This window comes from Cellulophaga sp. RHA_52, from assembly GCF_007827205.1.
Lineage (GTDB): Bacteria > Bacteroidota > Bacteroidia > Flavobacteriales > Flavobacteriaceae > Cellulophaga > Cellulophaga lytica.
Genome location: NZ_VIRZ01000001.1, coordinates 2439388 through 2459995 on the forward strand (window position 1 = coordinate 2439388; position 20608 = coordinate 2459995).

19 protein-coding genes are annotated in these 20608 nt (G+C 31.1%); 7 read left to right on the plus strand and 12 right to left on the minus strand.

Annotation, left to right across the window (positions count from 1 at the left end; translation table 11 throughout):
• Positions 1-99 precede the first annotated feature (99 nt).
• Positions 100-1314, plus strand: a complete 1215-nt coding sequence (locus JM80_RS10785; RefSeq protein WP_144710069.1) for a hypothetical protein — start codon at positions 100-102, stop codon at positions 1312-1314.
• A 49-nt stretch (positions 1315-1363) separates the two neighbouring features.
• Here JM80_RS10785 and JM80_RS10790 read toward each other — a convergent pair whose 3' ends face one another.
• Positions 1364-1597, minus strand: a complete 234-nt coding sequence (locus tag JM80_RS10790) for a hypothetical protein (RefSeq protein ID WP_144710071.1) — start codon at positions 1595-1597, stop codon at positions 1364-1366.
• 83 nt (positions 1598-1680) lie between these two features.
• Entirely contained in the window at positions 1681-3069 is a 1389-nt protein-coding gene (mnmE, locus tag JM80_RS10795; protein ID WP_034645492.1) for a tRNA uridine-5-carboxymethylaminomethyl(34) synthesis GTPase MnmE, read from the minus strand.
• A 225-nt stretch (positions 3070-3294) separates the two neighbouring features.
• Between mnmE and JM80_RS10800 the strand changes: the two genes are divergently transcribed.
• From JM80_RS10800 to JM80_RS10810, 3 genes are all read left to right on the plus strand, one after another.
• Positions 3295-5820 (plus strand): DPP IV N-terminal domain-containing protein, encoded by a 2526-nt coding sequence (locus JM80_RS10800; RefSeq protein ID WP_144710073.1) that lies wholly within the window; start codon positions 3295-3297, stop codon positions 5818-5820.
• Positions 5821-5993: 173 nt separating this feature from the next.
• A complete protein-coding gene (locus JM80_RS10805) occupies positions 5994-6362 on the plus strand; it encodes a DUF4870 domain-containing protein (protein ID WP_034645375.1) in 369 nt (122 codons plus the stop codon).
• 125 nt (positions 6363-6487) lie between these two features.
• Positions 6488-6976, plus strand: coding sequence for a hypothetical protein (locus JM80_RS10810; RefSeq protein WP_013622763.1), 489 nt, complete (start codon positions 6488-6490; stop codon positions 6974-6976).
• Positions 6977-7058: 82 nt separating this feature from the next.
• Here the strand turns inward: JM80_RS10810 and dnaN are convergent, their stop codons facing one another.
• The 5 genes from dnaN to JM80_RS10835 form a co-directional block, all read right to left on the minus strand.
• Positions 7059-8180, minus strand: a complete 1122-nt coding sequence (gene dnaN / locus JM80_RS10815; protein ID WP_013622762.1) for a DNA polymerase III subunit beta — start codon at positions 8178-8180, stop codon at positions 7059-7061.
• 129 nt (positions 8181-8309) lie between these two features.
• Positions 8310-9977, minus strand: coding sequence for a gliding motility-associated ABC transporter substrate-binding protein GldG (gene gldG, locus JM80_RS10820; protein WP_144710075.1), 1668 nt, complete (start codon positions 9975-9977; stop codon positions 8310-8312).
• On the minus strand, positions 9977-10708 hold the full coding sequence (gldF, locus tag JM80_RS10825) for a gliding motility-associated ABC transporter permease subunit GldF (RefSeq protein ID WP_013622760.1): 732 nt from the start codon (positions 10706-10708) through the stop codon (positions 9977-9979). The genes gldG and gldF overlap by 1 nt, the downstream gene beginning before the upstream one ends.
• 4 nt (positions 10709-10712) lie before the next feature.
• The gene (locus JM80_RS10830) at positions 10713-11009 is read right to left on the minus strand and encodes a putative quinol monooxygenase (protein WP_013622759.1); all 297 of its coding nucleotides are present in this window, start codon (positions 11007-11009) and stop codon (positions 10713-10715) included.
• The gene (locus JM80_RS10835; protein WP_144710077.1) at positions 11010-11840 is read right to left on the minus strand and encodes an S-adenosyl-l-methionine hydroxide adenosyltransferase family protein; all 831 of its coding nucleotides are present in this window, start codon (positions 11838-11840) and stop codon (positions 11010-11012) included.
• 128 nt (positions 11841-11968) lie between these two features.
• On the opposite strand from JM80_RS10835, the gene JM80_RS10840 reads away from it, so the two are divergent.
• Positions 11969-12922, plus strand: a complete 954-nt coding sequence (locus JM80_RS10840; RefSeq protein WP_013622757.1) for a PhoH family protein — start codon at positions 11969-11971, stop codon at positions 12920-12922.
• Positions 12923-12931: 9 nt separating this feature from the next.
• Entirely contained in the window at positions 12932-13882 is a 951-nt protein-coding gene (locus tag JM80_RS10845) for a phosphoribosylaminoimidazolesuccinocarboxamide synthase (protein WP_034645384.1), read from the plus strand.
• Positions 13883-13929: 47 nt separating this feature from the next.
• Here the strand turns inward: JM80_RS10845 and JM80_RS10850 are convergent, their stop codons facing one another.
• The gene (locus JM80_RS10850; RefSeq protein WP_013622755.1) at positions 13930-14334 is read right to left on the minus strand and encodes a response regulator; all 405 of its coding nucleotides are present in this window, start codon (positions 14332-14334) and stop codon (positions 13930-13932) included.
• A 6-nt stretch (positions 14335-14340) separates the two neighbouring features.
• Positions 14341-16635 carry a PAS domain S-box protein gene (locus JM80_RS10855; RefSeq protein ID WP_144710079.1) on the minus strand — a complete coding sequence of 765 codons (2295 nt, stop codon included), beginning with the start codon at positions 16633-16635 and terminating at the stop codon, positions 14341-14343.
• Positions 16636-16905: 270 nt separating this feature from the next.
• Here JM80_RS10855 and JM80_RS10860 point away from each other — a divergent pair, with 270 nt between their 5' ends.
• Positions 16906-17292, plus strand: a complete 387-nt coding sequence (locus JM80_RS10860) for a YchJ family protein (protein WP_089119213.1) — start codon at positions 16906-16908, stop codon at positions 17290-17292.
• A gap of 1 nt (position 17293) precedes the next feature.
• On the opposite strand, the gene JM80_RS10865 is transcribed toward JM80_RS10860, so the two are convergent.
• From JM80_RS10865 to cydB, 3 genes are all read right to left on the minus strand, one after another.
• The gene (locus JM80_RS10865) at positions 17294-18637 is read right to left on the minus strand and encodes an exonuclease domain-containing protein (RefSeq protein ID WP_144710081.1); all 1344 of its coding nucleotides are present in this window, start codon (positions 18635-18637) and stop codon (positions 17294-17296) included.
• Complete coding sequence (locus tag JM80_RS10870; RefSeq protein ID WP_013622751.1) at positions 18634-19407, minus strand: LexA family transcriptional regulator; 774 nt, start codon at positions 19405-19407, stop codon at positions 18634-18636. Before JM80_RS10870 ends, JM80_RS10865 begins: the two co-directional genes overlap by 4 nt.
• A 122-nt stretch (positions 19408-19529) precedes the next feature.
• Positions 19530-20606, minus strand: coding sequence for a cytochrome d ubiquinol oxidase subunit II (gene cydB / locus JM80_RS10875; RefSeq protein ID WP_144710083.1), 1077 nt, complete (start codon positions 20604-20606; stop codon positions 19530-19532).
• Between the last annotated feature and the right edge of the window lie 2 nt (positions 20607-20608).

Here is a 20608-nt window from a genome sequence, read left to right on the forward strand (position 1 = left end):
TTTTTAATATTATTTATTTACAGATATAAATAAATGCAACTTTGTTGCGTTAATGATTCATTTGCATATATTTGTGCATTAATAATTAAAAACACACAAATGAAAAAGACTTATTTATTACCTCTTTTAGCTATATCTGCTTTATTTACAGCTTGCTCTAAAGATGATGACAGCGTAAATGACGATGTAGATCATAATGATGAACATAAAAACGCATCATTACTAATTTCTGATGCAAATTCTGCTACATTAAATTTTATTAATGTAGATAATGAAGAAGTTACAGCTTACCAAGCATCTTATGCAAAAGGTAGTGTATATGTTACAGAATCTGGTAGGTATGCTGTTATAACGCATAGAGATAATAACTATACAGAAACATTTAATATTGGTGGAGAAATTGACCACGGAGACCATAGTCATAATTTAGGAGAAACTGGTTTTGGAGCTATAAAATTTGAAAGTCAAAAGCCAACACACTTTAAATCTGAACAAGATTATGTCGCTGTTTATAATGACGGAGATGCTACTCTAAGTATTTTTAATGAAAAAACTATAGAGAATAGTACAACTGTTAAAAATATACCAACAGGCACTACTGCACATCATGGCGCAATGGTAATTTTTAAAAACGGAAACATAGCAGTTACAAATTTAGGAAACGGAGCTGTTTTGCCTGAGAAAGTACATATTATAAATCAAGATGGTGAAGTTGTGTCAAAAGAAGAACAAAGTTTAAGTACCTCCGGAATTCACGGTAGTGCAGGTAACAACACAACGGCTCTTTTTGGTTCTAATACCGGTGTGCTGGTTGTAAAAGACAACGGAGAACAAAAAATTATTGATTACCCAACTAATTTTGAAGAAAACGTATGGTTTGGAAGTATACTAGGTACAACTTCTGATGCTATTTTTGTTGGATATACCTCTAGTAAAGGTGCTTACTTTATTAATATAAATAGTGAGGAAATTACACCAATACATGAAACTGCAGAATTATTTAAATGTATGGTTTCTAGAGATAAAAAAGAGGTTTTAAGTTTAACAAAAAATGGAGATATTAAAGTTACCAATGTAATATCTAATTCTGTTGTATATGAAGGTAAATTATCTATTACAATGGATACAGAATCTGATGGCCACGGATCTGTTACTAGTAATATAGATTATTTTGATGATTCTTTATACATATCTATTCCGTCAGAAGAAAAAATTATAAAGTGTAACTTAGAGGAAATGGAAGTTGTTAAAGAATTTAATTTAGGTATAACACCATATCAATTTAAAATATTGGAATACGATATAGAGCACTAGAAAGAACTTATTTTATAAAAGAAAAACCGAGTCTTTTGCTCGGTTTTTTTTATTGTTTTTGTAAAAACAATCTAATTTCTTTACGTAAGGATATTTCTGGCTTTGGCAAGGGTATTGTTTGTCTAAATTTTTTACTTCTAGTAAATTTAGAATAGGTTATTTTATGTTTTTTCCAAACCTCAGGATACAACTCTAAGAACTTATTAAAAAAACTCTGTTCGTTAATTTTACCTTCTATTTTAGAAAGTACTTCTTTAAATTTCTGTTCTTGTTCTATAATCATCTTGTAAACTGTTTGTTGGTATTGCCTAGTTTTTAAAGGCAATTAATATATAGAAATAGTTAATAATAAAGTAGTTTAGCTAGTTATTTTCCAATACAAAAATTAGCAAAAATATTACCAAGTAGTTCATCATTAGAAACCTGTCCGGTAATTTCACCTAAGTGGTACAGGGCATCTTTTAAGTCTATAGCTAGTAAATCTCCAGAGATACCACCATCCATACCAAGTTGTACTCTTTCTATACCTTCTAGAGACTTTAATAAAGCATCAAAATGCCTAGTATTGGTAACAATAGTTTCGTTATTACGCAACGCACCTGTATTTACAAACTCTAAAAGTTTGTTTTTTAAGGTTTCTACGCCATCGCCAGTTTTGGCAGATATAAATAGCGTAGAAGGTATTTCGGCCTCTATAGTTTCTATTTGTTCTGGCGTGTATAAATCTTTTTTATTGGTAATTACAACAAGTGTTTTTAACGGAAACTGATTTTTTATTCGCTCAATTTCTACTTTAATACTTTCTAAGTTTTCTATAGCAGGTGTAAGCGGACTTAAATACAATACCACTTGGGCTTGTTCTATTTTTTCAAACGTTTTTTTAATTCCAATACTTTCTACAACATCTGCAGTTTCTCGTATACCAGCTGTATCTATAAATCTAAAACCAACACCACCAATAGCTATTTCATCTTCTATTGTATCTCTTGTGGTACCAGCAATATCACTTACAATTGCGCGGTCTTCATTTAAAAAAGCATTTAATAAGGTAGATTTACCCACATTTGGTTCGCCAACAATAGCTACAGGAATTCCGTTTTTTAGTACGTTACCAACAGCAAAGGAATCTATTAATCGTTTTAAAACCTCTTGTATTCTAGACAGTAGCGTTATAAACTGTGTGCGGTCTGCAAATTCTACATCTTCCTCCGCAAAGTCTAATTCTAACTCTATTAAAGACGCAAAATTTAAAAGTTCTTCACGTAGCTTTTTTATTTCTGATGAAAATCCGCCTCGCATTTGCTGCATTGCAATTTGGTGACTAGCCTCATTGTCAGACGCTATTAAGTCTGCTACAGCTTCAGCCTGACTCAAATCTAACTTGCCATTTAAAAAGGCGCGTAGTGTAAATTCACCAGCATCTGCCATACGGCAACCATTACGCAAAAACAGTTGTATAATTTGTTGCTGTATGTATTGTGATCCGTGACAAGATATTTCAATAACATTTTCACCTGTGTATGAGTTAGGACCTTTAAAAAGTGATACCAAAACTTCATCATATACCTTTGTACCATCTACTATATGCCCTAAGTGTATGGTATGCGTTTTTTGCTTGGTTAAATCTTTATTACGTACAGATTTAAACTTAGCATTTGCCAATGTAATTGCGTCTGGCCCAGAAAGCCTAATAACTGCTATGGCACCAGCGCCAGATGGTGTTGCTAATGCAACTATAGTATCTTGTGAAAACATAAATGCAAAAATACAAATTATTAAAGTTGATGTGTATTCATTTTTCATTAAATAAATACTGTAAATAGCAAGAGAACGTAAGGTGTAACTTGTTAAATAGAGAAAGGCGCAATAAAAAAGCAACTATGCATCATAACAAAAAGTTAAATCTCACTAGGTTAAGATGTGTAATTATATTTTTGTTAACAACTAACAGAAACCTAACAAACTCAAAAAATCTAAAAAATGATTAAAAAAATGGCCTTGTTGCTATTGTTTGCCGTATGTACTACGGTAACATTTGCACAAGAAGAAACTAGCAATGTGCCAACACCTAATTACAGGCAAGCGGCAAAATTTTCCCCAGATAATTTAAAAAAAATTGTACATTCTACCACAGTTAGACCTAATTGGTTAAAAAAAGGAAATCGTTTTTGGTACCAGTACAAAACTACAGAAGGAGCAAACTTTTATTTAGTTGATGCCGACCGTGGAACCAAAACAAAACTGTTTGATAATGCAAAAATGGCACAGTGGTTAACTTTAATTACCAAAGACCCGTATGATGCTAAGCACTTACCACGCTTTAATTTTAAGTTTGTTAAAAATGAAACAGCCATACGCTTTAGAGTAACATCTAAAGAAAAAGTAGATGTTGTTGATGATAAAAAAGACGATAAAAAGAATGATACCATTTCTAAAGACTCTACTAAAGCCAAGAGTGCTAAAAAAGCACCTAAAAAAGAGAACAAAGTATATTATTTAGAATACAAATTAGGAGGTAATGGTTTAACTGTTATTAATAATAAAAAAGAAGACGAAAACAAAAAACGATGGGCTAATATAGCTCCAGATAGTAGCATTGTATTGTTTTCTAAGCAGCACAATTTATATTGGATGGATAAAGCCAACTATTTAAAAGCTGTAAAAGATGAAAAAGATTCTACCATTGTAGAACACCAATGGACTAAAGATGGTGTAGAAAACTATGGCTATGGTGGTGGCTCATGGGGAGAGAACAACGAGACTAAAGAAGAGAATAAAGACAAACGTAAGGGGATAAGAGGGTATTGGTCTCACGACTCTAAAAAGTTTGTGTACCAACGATCTGATTCTAGAGATTTAAAGGATTTATGGGTTATAAATTCGGTTGCTAAAAAAAGACCAACTTTAGAAACGTATAAATACCATATGCCGGGAGAAAAAGAGTTCTCTAAACCAGAAATTTTGGTTTTTGATATACCTTCTAAAGAAAAGCTTGCTGTAAAGTTAGACACTACAATACAGCAAAGTATTGATATTTATAGCGCACCTACTAAAAAAATGAATTTTAGTGATGATTTTAGACCTTCATTATTACTTTCTAAAAAAGGTAAAATTTATTTTAGTAGTACTAGTAGAGATCGTAAAAAAGTACATATTAATGTTGCAGATATAAACACAGGGGAGGTTAAAACGCTTATTAAAGAGGAACTTAATACCTATGTAGAGACTAAGGACATTGTGTTATTTAATAATGAGCAAGAAATTATTCAATGGTCAGAGAGAGACGGTTGGGCACATTTTTATTTGTATGATGCAAACGGTAATTTAAAAAACCAGATTACCAAAGGTAGTTACCACTCTAATAGTTTTGTGGGTGTTAATGAAAAAGAGCGCACATTATTTTTTACTGCTAATGGTGTTACTAAAGAGCAAGACCCGTATTACGAGCATCTTTTTAAAATTAGCCTAAATGGTACAGGATTAAAAAACTTAAATAAAGGAGACTATAATACTAGTACTAGTATGGCAGACTCTAATAGGTTTTTTGTAAACAATTACTCTAGGGTAAATACAGTTCCAAAATCTGAACTAAGATCTAGTAATGGTAATGTGGTATTAAAGTTAGAAGAGGCAGATTTATCTGCACTTATGGCAACAGGTTACAAATTTCCAGAACCGTTTAAAGTAAAGGCAGACGATGGTATTACAGATCTTTACGGAGTAATGTATAAGCCTTTTGATTTTGATGAAACTAAGAGTTACCCGCTTATAGAATATGTATACCCAGGACCACAAACAGAGGCTGTAAATAAATCTTTTTCTGTTTCTATGAATAGGTTAGACAGGTTAGCGCAAGTTGGTTTTGTAGTAGTTACTTTAGGTAACAGAGGTGGACACCCAAATAGATCTAAATGGTACCACAACTACGGTTATGGAAATTTAAGAGATTATGGTTTAGCAGATAAAAAATACGTTGCAGAGCAATTAGCAGATAAGCATAACTTTATAGATATTTCTAAAGTAGGAATTTTTGGCCACTCTGGAGGTGGATTTATGTCTACCGCAGCAATGCTAGTATACCCAGACTTTTTTAAAGTAGCAGTATCTTCTGCAGGTAATCATGATAACTCTATGTACAATAGTTGGTGGAGTGAAACGCACCACGGAGTAGAAGAGGTAAAAGATGCTAATGGTGTTATTACATATAAATACGATATTGATAAAAACCAGACTCTAGCAGCTAACTTAAAAGGTAAATTAATGCTGGTAACTGGTGATGTAGATAACAATGTGCATCCTGGTGCTACAATTAGAATGGCAAACGCACTAATTAAAGCAAATAAGAGATTCGATTTTATGATAATGCCTGGCCAAAGACACGGTTTTGGTAGTATGACGGAGTATTTCTTTTGGTTAAAAGCAGATTATTTTAGCAAACACTTTTTAGGTGTAGAGGCTACAAATGTAGATATGTTAGAAATGAATAGAGCTAAACCAAAACACTAACTCTAGTTGGTAATATAAATGTATAAAACGCTCATATTGTATTATATACGAGCGTTTTTTTAGTTTTTATGTTGATGATTTTTTAGATTTAAAAGAAAATTTTATGCTTTTTAGTGTAACATTTTATAAAATATAACTACTGATATAGTAATAACATCAAAATCAATCAAAAAATGGAAATCATCAATCAACAAAAAACAACATCAAGGTCTGATAACGGATTATTAGCAGTTACACATTTAACACAATTACTACATTATTGTACAGGTGTAGGAGGCTTTATAGTGCCTTTAGTACTTTGGTTAACTACTAAAGATAGCGTAGAAGGTATGAACGAGCACGGAAAATCAATAGTAAATTTTCAGTTAAGCTTACTGCTTTATATTATAATTAGTGTTCCCGGAATTTTATTATTTGGTTTGGGCTTATTAGGCTTTTTATTTGTTGGTATTATAGGTTTTGTAATGCCAATAGTAAATGCTGTAAGAGCTGCAAACGGAGAGTCGCCAAGCAAATTTATGACAATCTCATTTATATCTTAATGCACTAATAATAAGTATTTTACAAAATCTGTTTCTAAAATTTATTTAGAGACAGATTTTTTTTTGATTTTATATCAAAATTATAGTCTAATTTTGCACCACACACATTAACTATAATTAAAATTATGAAGAAGATTGTATTAGCAGTAATGCTATTAGCACTTAGTGCAACAAGTTTAACAGCACAAGAGCAAAAAACAGAAAGCGTAGAAAAAGTAGAAAACACTAAAACTACAGAAGAAGTATTAAAAGCAGAAGAGGAAGCAAAAGCCAAGACTGAAGAGGCAGCTAAATTAGCAGAAAAAGAAGCTAAAAAATTAGAAAAAGAGCAAAAGGCTGCAGAAAAGAAAGCTAAAAAAGAAGCCAAAGAGGTTAAAAAGAAAGAAAAAGAGGCCAAAAAAGAAGCAAAACTAAAAAGCGCAATTGCCAAGCAAAAGAGAAATGTATCTAAAGTAGAAAGAAAAATTACAAAATTAGAGAATAAATTATCTCAGGATACTGCAGCAGGCAAATTATCTCCTGTAGCTATAGAAAAACTAAAATCTTCTATAGCAAAGCAAAAGCTTAAATTGGTAAAAGAAAATGTAAAGCTTAATAAATTAGAACGCAAGTAATAAGATATTAGTAATACAATTAAGAATAAAAAAAGAGGACATTATGTCCTCTTTTTTGGTTTTTTATGTTGGGTATTTTAATTTATGCGTTGTTAAGCATAACTGGCATTACAAGCATAGTTACGTGCTCGCCTTCATCTACACCATCTATAGGTGTTAAAATACCTGCTCTGTTTGGTAAACTCATTTCTAAAGAAACATCATCAGAACTTAAATTACCTAGCATTTCTACTAAAAATCTAGAGTTAAATCCTATTTGCATATCATCTCCTTGGTAAGAACAAGTTAAGCGTTCTTCTGCTTTATTGCTGTAGTCTATATCTTCAGCAGATATATTTAACTCTGCACCAGCTACTTTTAAACGTATTTGGTGAGTAGTTTTGTTAGAGAAAATAGATACACGTCTAACAGAACTTAAAAGCTGAGTTCTAGAAATACTTAATACATTTGGATTCTCTTTTGGTATAACCGCTTCATAGTTAGGGTATTTACCATCTATTAGTCTACAAATTAGTTCTGTATTGTCAAAAGTAAATTTAGCATTACTTTCATTGTACTCTATGGTTACATCATTTTCACTACCACCTAATATCCCTTTTAATAAAGTTAAAGGTTTTTTAGGCATAATAAATTCTGCTACCTGAGATGCAGTAACATCTGTACGTTGGTATTTTACAAGTTTGTGAGCATCTGTAGCTACAAACGTTAAATTTTCTGGAGAAAACTGAAAAAATACACCACTCATAACTGGTCTTAGGTCATCATTACCAGCAGCAAAAATTGTTTTGTTAATTGCAGTTGCTAAAATATCACCTAAAATAGTTGTAGTACTTGGGTTAGATAATTCTACAGCGTTAGGAAATTCTGCACCATCTACGTATGCTAAAGCATATTTACCGTGGTTACTACTAATTTCAACTGTGTTGTTTTCCTCTACAACAAAAGTTAATGGTTGCTCTGGAAAAGTTTTTAGTGTTTCTAATAATAATTTTGCTGGTAAAGCAATTGTACCTTCATTATCAGAATCTACCTCTAAAACAGAACTCATTGTGGTTTCTAAATCTGAGGCAGAAACAGTAAGACTGTTTTGCTTTAATTCAAACAAAAAATTATCTAAAATTGGCAATGTGTTACTGTTATTAATAACACCGCCTAAAACTTGTAATTGCTTTAACAAATAAGTACTAGATACTATAAATTTCATCAGCTATATAATTTTCTTCATTTATGGTTAGGCTCTCAAATGCCTTTAAGTATTTTTCAAAAAGTTTAAAAAATCCTTGAAACAAAGATATTTTAATTGTCCTTTTAACGAAAACAAACTTATTAACACTTATTTACCGTATTTATGTTTTCTATAATAATTAAATATTAAACCAAATAGTAGCGTTAAAACCACTGGTAATGCTATGTTTATAAGTTGCCACTTGGTTTTTTGAGCTACAATTTTTTCTTTATCTAAGAACGGAATTGCAACTTTTTTTGTTCGGATGTTTATAAGTCCGCTATCATCTAACAGGTAATTTATGCTATTTACCATAAAATCTTTGTTCCCGTAAGCGTTATTTGTCCATTTGTCATAACCAAGTTGTAAAGGCTTTCCTTTGCTTATTTGGTTTTTTATAACATCACCATCTGCAATAACCAACATTTTATTGTTTGTACCAACTTCTTTGTTGTTTTTTAGCGCAAATGGTTTTATGCGGTTATTGTAAACAGATTTAAATTTACCTTCTACCAAAACAGCTAAAGGTTTATTACCATTGTTGTATTCTTCTTTGTTAGGGGCTTTATTAACCAAATCTAAGCTAATAATATTTGGTGTGCCTACCACTGTAGATAAGGGAGAACTATAGTATAAAATATGTTTATTATACTCGTTATTATTTAAAACATCTATACTGTTTGCAAACTGTAAACGTAAAGCTTCTAAATTGTTATTTATAGGGTGGTCATTTCTAGAAAAAACCATTGGGTTAAATGGCCAAGGTACAGGGTTGTATTGAGAGTTATTGCCATCTCCTTGTGCTAAAACAATTTGTGTAGCGTATATATCTTTAACCAAAGCAGGGTTTATACGTATGCCATATTTAAAAAAGAAATCTTTTAAGTTTAAATCTCTAGGAAAAGCTAAAGATTTACCTTCATTATTAAATAAACTATCTAGCTCCATACTAACGTTATCTATAAGCCACATAGATTTTCCGCCATTTACAATGTATTGGTCTAACACATATTTTTCTTTATCTGTAAAAGGCTCCGTAGGTTTTGCAATTAAAGCAAGATCGTACTCTTTTAATTGAGTTAATGTTTTCTCTGGATTACTAGCAACAGAGTCTAAGGTAAAAGCTCCAATATTATAATATTCTTTAATAGTAGAGAGGTAATCTGCAAGGTAAATATCTTGTAATTCACCATTACCTTTAATAACGGCTATTCTCTTTTTGTCTTTAATATTTAGTTTGCTAAAAGCATCTGCAAAAGAATACTCTAAATGTTGTATAGAGTTGGTTACGCGCTCTTCTGTAGTAGCTCCTAATTTATTTTTAAGCAGGGCAACTTTTACAGTTTTATTGTTGTAGTTAACTATTGCCCAAGGAAAAACAAATTCCTGAGACACTTTTCCGTTTTCTTCTACAGTAACATTAGCAGGTGTTAGGCCTAGTTTTTGCATTTCTGCAATTGCATTTTCAGATGAGCCTGTAGTTTCTAAAGGGTTAATAAAATTAAATTTTATATTGCTATTTTCAGCCTTAAATTCTTCTAATATTTGTTTTGTTTCGGACTGTAATTTTACAAATTCACCTGGCAATTGTCCTTCTAAAAGAACATCTATAATTACAGGATTAGTAAAATTTTGTACGGTTTGTAAAGCAGCAGAAGATAATGTGTATCTGCTGTCTTCTGTAACATCTATTCTTGTGTATATGTAGTTAGATGCAATATTAAGTACAACTAAAGCAATAATACCAATAGCTATGGAGGTAAGAGTTTTTTTCATTATTGGTTTAAGTTTTTAAGTTGAACAACAGTTAAAAACAAAAAAAACACTGTAAGGCTAATAAAATAAATTAAATCTCTAGTGTCTATAACACCGCGTGCAATACTCTCAAAATGTGCTTTCATTCCTAATGAGGCTATAGCAACAGATGTGCTACCGTCTGTAAACAATGTGCTAATACCTTGAAAACCGTAAAAGCAGGCAAAACAAAGAATTAAAGCCAGTAAAAATGCAACTATTTGATTTTGAGAAAGGGTAGAAGCAAAAATTCCAATAGCTGTGTAACTAGCCATTAAAAATAAAAGTCCAAAATAAGAACCAAACACAACTCCCATATCTATATTACCAATTGTTTGCCCTAGCTGAGATAAAGAGTATACATATAAAAATGTAGGTATAATGGCTATAATTACTAAGGTAAGAGTTCCTAAAAATTTACCAATAACTGTTTGCCATAAAGATATTGGTTTAATAAATAACAGTTCTAAAGTTCCTGTTTTACGTTCTTCAGAAAAACTTTTCATTGTAATGGCAGGTATTAAAAATAAAAATACCCAAGGAACAAGAAAAAAGAAGTTGCTTAGGTCTGCAAAACCATAATCAAAAACATTGTATTCTCCTTTAAAAACCCATAAAAACAGGCCGCAAAATATTAAAAATAAGCCAATGACCATATAGCCAATTGGCGACGTAAAAAACGACTGTATTTCTCGTTTGTAAATGGCGTACATCTAATTAATTTAAAGTTTCATTTTTATTTACAGTCCAAGCTTCTGGTTTATCTGCAAATAGTATTTTAGTTTTTGCCCAAACACCAATAAATAAATCTGAGTGTCTGTAAGCCTCTAAAGCATTTTCACTATCCCAATAACTATATGTAAAAAATATAGCAGGGTTATTTTTGTCTTGGTATAGCTCTAAAAAGTTACATCCATCAAAATTTCTAATTAAATGTTTAGACTGGTTAAATATATTTTCAAAGCTAACAATATTTTCAGTTTTAAACGTCAATTTTACAATGCGTACTATCATTTATAAAAAATTAATGGTTATGGTGTCTCTATAATCTAATCCTAATAGGGTAGATGCGCCACCAACAGTGGTTAAATTGCTTTTATAAATAGCAAGTTCTAAAAACTGAGATGAGTTAAAAAGTGCTAATAAATCTCCAGGACCATTGCGTCGGTTTTTTTCTGCATCAAAGTTAATAATATCACTATACTTATTATGTATTGTTTTTAATACTTTACCACGTACTCTAACCTCATAATCTCTACCATTTTTATAAGCTTCAAATAAGTTTTTTTGAATATTGCTAACAACGTTTCCGTAATTATCTATGTAAACAATATTGCCAATTATGGTTTTGCCTCCATCTATTAATTGCGGAACAAAGTCTTTAAAAGTCTTTAAATTGGTAAATGGCTTGCCTACAACTTCCATTTTACCACCACGAGCTAAATGGCAAGCAGCTTTTATAAAAACATCGTAAGTAGGGAAAGAGCCATTTTTAGTGTCTGGTATGTTAATAGAAACTATTTTTTCTGGTTTAACTTCAGAAGTTATTAAACAAACAACGCCGTTGTTAGCACTTATAAAATAATGCCCATCAACATAAGTAATAATATGTTCATTTTCTTTGGTAAGCTCGGCATCTACACCTACAATATGCACTGTACCCTTAGGAAACGTTTTGTACGAGTTTTTAAGAATATAGGCACATTCCTGTATGCTAAACGGATTTATGCTGTGTGATATATCAACAATAGTTGCATTTTCAATTTCGCTGAAGATTGCTCCTTTTAGTGCGCCAACAAAATGGTCTTTGTATCCAAAATCAGTAGTTAGTGTTAGTATTGTCATTTATGACTGTTGATATGTTTTTTGCCGTGGTGAAGTGATTTTGATTAAATTTGTTATACAAAATTACATAAAAAAATAGCCAACTAAAATTTATATTTACGTCCTAACCTTTTAATACATTTTTTCATTTGAACGAAATCATAATTGAACTCACAGAAATAAGTCCCAGAGAATTTTTTGGGCATCAAAATGCGCATATAGATTTATTGAAAAAATACTTTCCAAAACTAAAAATTGTTGCCCGTGGCAGCAAGATAAAAGCTTACGGAGATGATGAGCATTTAGAAGAATTTGATAAGCGTTTAGATATGCTTATGACCCATTTTGCTAAGTACAATAAAATAGACGAAAATGTAATTGAAAGGGTTTTTACTAGCAATAGCCAAGAAGATTACGCCACAAAACAGAGTAGTGGAGATGTTTTAGTACACGGTGTTAGTGGTAGACTTATTAAAGCACAAACTGCTAACCAGCGTAAACTAGTAGAGGCTGCAACCAATAATGATATGGTTTTTGCTATTGGCCCTGCAGGTACAGGTAAAACATATACTGGTGTTGCTTTGGCAGTAAAAGCTTTAAAAGAAAAACAGGTAAGGCGTATTATTTTAACTAGACCAGCGGTAGAAGCAGGAGAAAATTTAGGTTTTTTACCAGGAGACTTAAAAGAAAAGCTAGACCCTTACATGCAACCGTTGTATGATGCTTTGCGTGATATGATTCCGGCAGAAAAATTAGCACATTACATAGAAAACGGAACCATACAAATTGCACCAATGGCATTTATGCGTGGTAGAACACTAGATAACGCTTTTGTTATTTTAGATGAAGCACAAAATACTACGCATGCCCAAATGAAAATGTTTTTAACACGTATGGGTAAAAATGCAAAGTTTTTATTAACAGGAGATCCTGGCCAAATAGATTTGCCACGTAGAGTAATTTCTGGTTTAAAAGAAGCTTTACTAGTTTTGGGTAATGTAGATGGTATAAAAATTATTTACCTTGATGATAAAGACGTTGTAAGGCACAAATTGGTTAAAAAAGTTATAGAAGCATACAAAAATATAGAGCATCAAAATTAAAAAGCACTAATGAATACAATTACAGATACCAATTTTAAATTTCCTAAACAAGTAAACGTTTACAAAGGTAAGGTTAGAGAAGTATATCGTTTAGAGGATGATATTATGGTAATGGTAGCAACAGACAGACTTTCTGCATTTGATGTGGTTATGCCTAAAGGAATACCATATAAAGGGCAAATACTAAACCAGATAGCTACAAAAATGATGAATGATACAGCAGATATTGTTCCTAATTGGTTATTAAAAACACCAGATGCAAATGTAGCTATTGGTCACGCTTGTGAGCCTTTTAAGGTAGAAATGGTTATACGTGGGTATATGTCTGGACACGCAGCTAGAGAATACAAAGCGGGAAAAAGAATGCTTTGTGGTGTGCCTATGCCAGAGGGATTAAAGGAAAATGATAAATTTCCTTCTCCAATTATAACACCTGCTACTAAAGCAGAAATGGGAGACCACGACGAGGATATTTCTAGAGAAGATATTATAAAACGAGGTATAGTTTCTGAAACCGATTATAAGCAGTTAGAAGATTACACTTTTGCTTTATTTAAAAGAGGAACAGAAATAGCAGCAAAACGAGGTTTAATTTTAGTAGATACTAAGTATGAATTTGGTAAAACTAAAGACGGTAAAATTGTTTTGATTGATGAAATACATACTCCAGATTCTTCTCGTTATTTTTATGCAGATGGTTATAAAGAAAGACAAGAAAAAGGAGAGCCACAAAAACAATTGTCTAAAGAGTTTGTACGCCAATGGCTAATAAGCAATAATTTTCAAGGGTTAGAAGGGCAAACATTGCCAGAAATGACAGATGAGTATATAGCGTCTGTGTCTGAGAGGTATATAGAGTTATATGAAAATATAACAGGAGAAACTTTTGTTAAAGCAGACATCTCAAATATTCAAAAAAGGATAGAAACTAATGTTTTAGAGTGTTTGCAAACACTATAGTATACTTAAAAAGTAAAAAGACCGTAATATAACGGTCTTTTTACTTTTTAAGCATTTAAGTTTTCTATAATAGATTTTAATTGTCCTGGTTTTATAGGTTTAATAATGTAACCATTAATTTCAGATACATTATTAGCACGTTCTATATCTACAGGGTCTACAGAAGATGAAACCATATAAACCGTAATTTTTTTGTCTAATTGAGGTTTAAATTTTACGTATTCTTCCATAAATTGAAAACCATCCATTATGGGCATATTGTTATCTAAAAAAATAACATCGGGAAGTTCATAATTATTTTTAATGTTATCTAGCATAAAATCTTTTGCTTCTTCTCCATCAGAAAAAACCATAATTTTTTTTGCCAAGCCTAATGCTTTAATTGTTTTCACTATTGTAAATTGATAGATATCATCATCATCAATAATACATACGTTAAAATGGTTTTTCATAATTTTTTAGTTTAGGGTTACTATAAAGGTTGTTCCTTTATTAACGTGGCTTTTAGCGCTAATTGAGCCGCCAAGAGATTCTATTTGTACTTTGGTCATAAATAAGCCTATACCTTTTGCTTCTGGATGTCTATGAAAAACTTTGTTTAAGCCAAATAATTTGTGGCCGTGTTTTTCTAAGTCTATACCTAAGCCATTATCTTTTATGGTTAAGGTTATTCTGTTTTTTATTAAAGTTGTTTTTATCTCTATTACAGGGTCTCTATCTGGTGATTTATATTTAATTGCGTTACTAATTAGGTTTAAAAAAATACTTTCTAAATATAACTTGCTATATAGTACTGTATTTACAGAAGAGAAATCGCTAACTATTGTTGCGTTTGTAGCTTCTATTTCACCAGTTAAAATTTCCTTAGTTTTATTTAAAATGTCTTCAAATTTTAATTTTTTAAGCTCGGTTGGTGCTCCATTAGAAGTCTTTAAGGCTTCTACAAGTGTGTCTAATGTTTCTGTTAAATGGCCAATAACAATTTCAAACTTGCTAAAAATCTCTGCTTTATCCTCTTCATCTGTAGCGCTATTATAAAAACCTAAAAGAGAGTTTAAATTACTTACTGGAGCTCTTAAGTTATGTGATGTTATATGCGCAAAATCTGCTAGCTGTCTGTTTTTATTTAATAGGTTATCGGTTAAAACTTCAAGTCTTTCTTTGGCTTTTAATATTTTATACTCTGCGTGTTTTTGCTCTGTAATATCTCTTATGGCAACAGAAATAAGTAAACCTTCTTCTGTCTCTAAGGGAGATAAACTTATTTGAATTGGTATTTTTTCTCCATTTTTATGTAATGCATATAAATCTTCACTTTTTTCTGCTTCACTAGTTTTAATAGTTGTAAAAAAGTTATTATTATTGGTTTTATATGTATGCATAAACTTCTCTGGTATAAGAAGTTCTACAGGTTTATTTTTTAATTCTAGAGATGAGTAGCCAAACAACTTTTCGGCCTGTTTATTACTAATTTGTATACAACCTTCCTCATTTACAATTAGCATTGCATCTGGTGCAGATTCTAACAGTCCTCTAAACTTTAATTCTGCCATACGTAACTGCGTTACATCTTGGCAGGTTCCCATCATTTCTATGGGTTCTCCTAACTCATTGGTAATAAGTTCTCCTAATAAATGTACCGTTTTTGTAGTACCATCTTCTAATACAATACGGTGTAAAACATCTGTAAACTTACCTTCTTTTACAGTTATATCAATAAAGTTAGAAACCTCTTTGCGGTCTTCTGGATGAATATGATTAAAATACGTGTCAAAAGTTACATTTTTTAATGTATTTGGGTCTCTACCAAAAATATTATACATATTGGCAGACCAAGTAATGTCATTATTTACCATATTCCAGCTCCAATTCCCCATCATGGTAATTTGTTCTGCGTAGCTTAAAAGCTGATTTTTTTTAAGGAGTTCAGCTTCTGCTTTTTTACGGTCTGTTATATCGTAAAAAATACCCAAAATACCCAGGTATTCATCTAAATCATTTTTAAGTGGAGTTAGGGAAAGTTCTACAGGAAAAAGAGTTCCATTTTTTTTACGAAATGTCCATTCTCTTGTATCTTTAATATCTTGTATTCCTAATTCATAAAAAGGATTGTAATTTTTTATATGTTCTTTTCCAAATTTAGAAGCAAATTCTTTACTAAAGTTGGCTAACTCTTCTTTTAAAAGAATTGAAGTAGGAGGTAAGTTTCCAATTACTTCACTAGCAGAAAATCCTAAAAGTTTTTCTGCACCAGAGTTAAACTGCATAACACCTCCTTGTTTGTCAATAGAAACAATAGAAACGGCACTAGAGTTTATTATAGATTTTAATTCACTGTTAACAGAGTGTAATTGTTGTTCTGTTTTTTTTGCTTCTGTAATTTCCTGAAAAATACCGTAAACACGAGTTACAACACCATTTTTTTTATCTGCAAGCCCAATTTTACGAGCCCATATTTTTTTTCCTGTAACTGTTTCTAAAGCAACCTCTTTATCAAAACTAACACCATTGGTAATGAGGTTAGTCATACCTTCTTTAATATTTTTTCTATGTACTTTATCTGTAAAAAGAGTAATGGTCTCTTTTAAGTTTATTTTATTTCTATCTTTTAAATCTAAAATGTCACTTGTAATTTTATCCAAAGTATAATCTTTGGTTTCTAGGTTAAGCTCCCAAATACCAATACGTGCCACGTTATTTATACGGTCTAACGTATTTTTAATTTTAGGATTTTTTTCAATTGCGTTATGCATTCTAAATTAATTTATAAGCTAATTAAGCGTTATTGCTATTTCTTGGGGGAATAGAATATTCTAAAAATAACTATTTTAATGAAATTAACAATTATAGTAGGTAATAAATGTTTTTCTTTTTACTTTTTTTCGATAAAATACTTCTTAATTCTTCCTTTTTTTAATTATTTAGTTTAATTAAAAAATATTAGTTATATTATAATTGTAAAAACAATTTATTACTTTTAGGGCTTAATTATCAGTTGTTTACTGTAAATACCCCAAAAAAATATGCAATGTCCTTGTACACCTACTCAACTTTATGAAAATTGTTGTAAAAAGGCCCATTTAGATATTACAAATGTAGAAACAGCGGAGCAGTTAATGCGTTCTAGGTACAGTGCGTTTGTATTGGCTAATATGGATTATTTATACAAAAGTCATTACAGCAAAACTAGACCAAAAAAAAGGGAGCGTAATGAAATAGAAAAATGGACAAACTCTGTACATTGGATAAAATTATCTGTGTTAGATATAGATAAAGGAACAAAAACTGATAATACAGGTATAGTAGAGTTTAAAGCATACTATATGGAAGATTCTAGCATCATTATTTTACATGAAACGTCTAATTTTTGCAAAGAAAACGGACACTGGGTATATGTAGACGGTAATTAATTTATACTATTTTTTTATTTGTAAAACCACGTAATATTTTTTGAATATCTAAGTTGTCTTTTTGTGGTATTAAGTAGTTTTCTAACTGTTCATTGTTTGTAATAATTTCAGTTTTACTTATAAAACCATATCCCATATAACTGCCATTTTTTAATAATACAAACGCTTCTTCATCTTCGGTTCTACCTTTTTCTTTAAGTACTTTTATTTTAGCTACATCTTTAATATGTTGTATGGCTTTGTCTACTCTTAAGTTATACTCTTCTGGAGTTTCATTTTGTCTACAAATACCATTGCAAGCACTAATTTTATGGTGGTTGCAGGCTTGTACACCTTCTTGTAGATGACAGTATTTAGGGCACAAATTAAATAAAAAACACAGCTCTTCTACATAAGCTCTACATTGCCTTACATTAGAAAAAATTTTTAAGGGATTAGGACTGTTTTTTACGGAGTTGTAAGCTAAATGTATTATTCCTTTACGGTCTGTATAGCTAAAAACAGCATAGTTTTTAAGGGTTCTTTTTGCTAGCTGGTTATACTCTGGGTAATGTTGTTTTATAGCAGCATCCTCCATTAGTAAAGCAACAAGCTCACTACCAGAAAGTTCAAAATCTATATCAGCTGTTTCTCTACACATATCTAAAGATTTCTGTGTTTTGCTGTAAAAATGAGAAAGCACTCTTTTTTTTAAATCAACAGCTTTACCTATGTATATAATTTTACCTTTTTTGTTTTTAAAGTAATAAATACCAGGTGTATTAGGTATTTTATTAAAAACTTCTGTTGGTAAATGAGATGGCAATGTACCTTCTTTTGATGTCTTTTTTAGAAAGCTATTAAAAACAGTTTCAGAACCTTCTTTATTAACTAAAATCTTAAATAAAGTTACAGTAGCTTCGGCATCACCTCTGGCTCTGTGTCTGCCTTCTATAGCAATGTCTAAATCTTTGCATAGTTTGCCTAAACTATAGGAGTTATGTCCAGGTAATAGCTTACGAGAAAGTCTTACTGTGCATAATTTTTTACGTCTAAAATCTTTGTCTACAGCTTTAAACTCGTTACGTATAACATTATAATCAAAATTTACGTTATGAGCTACAAAAATGGTGTCTTCTGTAATATCTAATACTTGTTGGGCAATTTCTGCAAAGGTAGGAGCGTTTGCAACCATAGCGTTGTCTATACCTGTTAGTGTAGTAATGTAGTAAGGAATTACATCTTCTGGATTTACTAAAGACGTAAACTCATCTACAACCTTATCACCATCAAACTTAAATATAGAAATTTCGGTAATTTTATTAGTTTGGCCGGTAGTTTCTACATCAATAATTGTGTACATCATTTTAAAGATTTTTCTAATGCTTTTAACTCTACACCAAGTGTATTAAACATTGTAATTATGCTACTTATTTTAAGTTCATCTTCTGTATATTCTTGAGTGTTAATACTACAGGTAAATTCCCAAATCTCTAACACTTCATCAATAGCTACTTCATAAGGCTCATATGCGTTGTTGTCTGATACTAATTTTAGAGTATTGTTTTTTTCAATTTGATTATAAACTCTTTTGTAAACCATACCATCATTAAGTGTAACTAAAACATATGTTTTACCACTGGTAATATCTCTTCTGTCTTCTATAAACTTGCCAATTACAAATGCGCCATTTTTCATAGGCAGCATAGAGTCGCCCTTAATAGGAAAAGCTCTGTGTTTACCTGTGGGTAAAAAAGGAAGTTTAATTTTAGATAATTGCTCTATATACTCAGGATCATCATAGCCAGCTAAATAGCCAGCAGAAGCAGCAACAGGTACAATTTCTATTAAATTGTCATTACTATCGTCTACTTGTATAGGAAAAAGTACACGCTGGTTGCCAATTTCTATAAAAGATGCATCTGTAGCTTTGCTTAGATCATTACGTACTAAGACATCTATGGGTAACTTAAAATAATCAGACAGTTGTATAAGAGTCTCAATAGTAGGAGCAGAACGACCTTCTTCATAAGAACTTACACGGGCTCTTGTTATACCTAAGTCTATGGCTAAGCTTTGTTGTGTAACACCTTTTAAGCTTCTTAAATGGCGAATGTTTGTAGCAATAAAAATCATAATGCTACAAATGTAAACAATAATTGCAATTAATTGTAGCTAAAAAACGTACTTAAAAGTTTATTTATAATTAAAATATTGTAGTTATTTGGTTTTTAGAGGTTTAATTATTTGTAGTTTTTTTAATGTTCCCCGTAGCCTACATTATCCATTTTTCCTTTAAAAACCTTGTATTGTATAACCATATAAATAGCAACTAGTACAACTGCAATAGCAAACCAATAAACACCAACAGAGAGTCCGTATTCATCTGCAGCAACATTGTAGAGTGTTAAGTCTGGATTTATAGAGTTTGTAGATGGCAAAACTTTAGGAAAAATTGAAGCTACGGTAGATGTAAGTCCGCCAAATAAAAATAAGGTAGAAAATAAAAAGCCCAGTCCGTGCTTTTTAAAAGATTTTACTTTAAATAAGCCAAATAAACCTGTAAATGTTATTATTGGAAAAATCCACAACCAAGGCATATCTATAAAGTTGTGAAAAGGATGTGGCTCTATTATATGCCAAACCAGTAATGATAGTATTACAAGTACTACTAAAACAATATTTAAATTAAAAATTACTTTTTTTAGTTTTTCATTGATATCAGAATTAGTTTTAAATATAATCCAGTTTGCACCGTGTATTGTAAGCGCAATTACACCAATAATACCTAATAGTAGGGTAAACCAATCTATAATACCTAATTCTTCTGCGTGCGGACTAAAACTAGGGTTCCATAAAGGTAAAAAGAAATAATGTGCTTCATGTGTAGAAACACCATCTACAACATTACCTAAATTTACACCTCTAACAATATTACCCAAAGCTACACCAAAAAATAGAGCTAAAAGTAAGCTAGCAATACCAAAAGCTTTATCCCATATGGCTTCCCAAATTTTATTGTGTATTTGACCTCTAAGCTCTAAGCCAATTGCTCTAAAAATAAGTAACCACAAAATTATAATTAATGGCAAATAAAATCCACTAAAAGACGATGCATATAATGTTGGAAAAGCAAAAAATAAAACACCTCCAGAAGCTATTAACCATACTTCATTAGCATCCCAAAAAGGACCAATAGCATTAGTAATTGCTTTTTTATCCTTTTCTTTTTTAGCAAAAAATAAGTGTATAATTCCTGCTCCAAAATCGTAACCATCTAAAATTACATAAATAGCAAGCATTGTCATTAAAACGATATACCAAAATAGTTCCATAA

Coding starts and splice junctions, on each gene's coding strand:
- JM80_RS10785 (WP_144710069.1), top strand. CDS start 100: ATGAAAAAGACTTATTTATTACCTCTTTTAGCTATATCTGCTTTATTT.
- JM80_RS10790 (WP_144710071.1), bottom strand. CDS start 1,597: ATGATTATAGAACAAGAACAGAAATTTAAAGAAGTACTTTCTAAAATA.
- mnmE (WP_034645492.1), bottom strand. CDS start 3,069: ATGTTTTCACAAGATACTATAGTTGCATTAGCAACACCATCTGGCGCT.
- JM80_RS10800 (WP_144710073.1), top strand. CDS start 3,295: ATGATTAAAAAAATGGCCTTGTTGCTATTGTTTGCCGTATGTACTACG.
- JM80_RS10805 (WP_034645375.1), top strand. CDS start 5,994: ATGGAAATCATCAATCAACAAAAAACAACATCAAGGTCTGATAACGGA.
- JM80_RS10810 (WP_013622763.1), top strand. CDS start 6,488: ATGAAGAAGATTGTATTAGCAGTAATGCTATTAGCACTTAGTGCAACA.
- dnaN (WP_013622762.1), bottom strand. CDS start 8,180: ATGAAATTTATAGTATCTAGTACTTATTTGTTAAAGCAATTACAAGTT.
- gldG (WP_144710075.1), bottom strand. CDS start 9,977: ATGAAAAAAACTCTTACCTCCATAGCTATTGGTATTATTGCTTTAGTT.
- gldF (WP_013622760.1), bottom strand. CDS start 10,708: ATGTACGCCATTTACAAACGAGAAATACAGTCGTTTTTTACGTCGCCA.
- JM80_RS10830 (WP_013622759.1), bottom strand. CDS start 11,009: ATGATAGTACGCATTGTAAAATTGACGTTTAAAACTGAAAATATTGTT.
- JM80_RS10835 (WP_144710077.1), bottom strand. CDS start 11,840: ATGACAATACTAACACTAACTACTGATTTTGGATACAAAGACCATTTT.
- JM80_RS10845 (WP_034645384.1), top strand. CDS start 12,932: ATGAATACAATTACAGATACCAATTTTAAATTTCCTAAACAAGTAAAC.
- JM80_RS10850 (WP_013622755.1), bottom strand. CDS start 14,334: ATGAAAAACCATTTTAACGTATGTATTATTGATGATGATGATATCTAT.
- JM80_RS10855 (WP_144710079.1), bottom strand. CDS start 16,635: ATGCATAACGCAATTGAAAAAAATCCTAAAATTAAAAATACGTTAGAC.
- JM80_RS10860 (WP_089119213.1), top strand. CDS start 16,906: ATGCAATGTCCTTGTACACCTACTCAACTTTATGAAAATTGTTGTAAA.
- JM80_RS10865 (WP_144710081.1), bottom strand. CDS start 18,637: ATGATGTACACAATTATTGATGTAGAAACTACCGGCCAAACTAATAAA.
- JM80_RS10870 (WP_013622751.1), bottom strand. CDS start 19,407: ATGATTTTTATTGCTACAAACATTCGCCATTTAAGAAGCTTAAAAGGT.
- cydB (WP_144710083.1), bottom strand. CDS start 20,606: ATGGAACTATTTTGGTATATCGTTTTAATGACAATGCTTGCTATTTAT.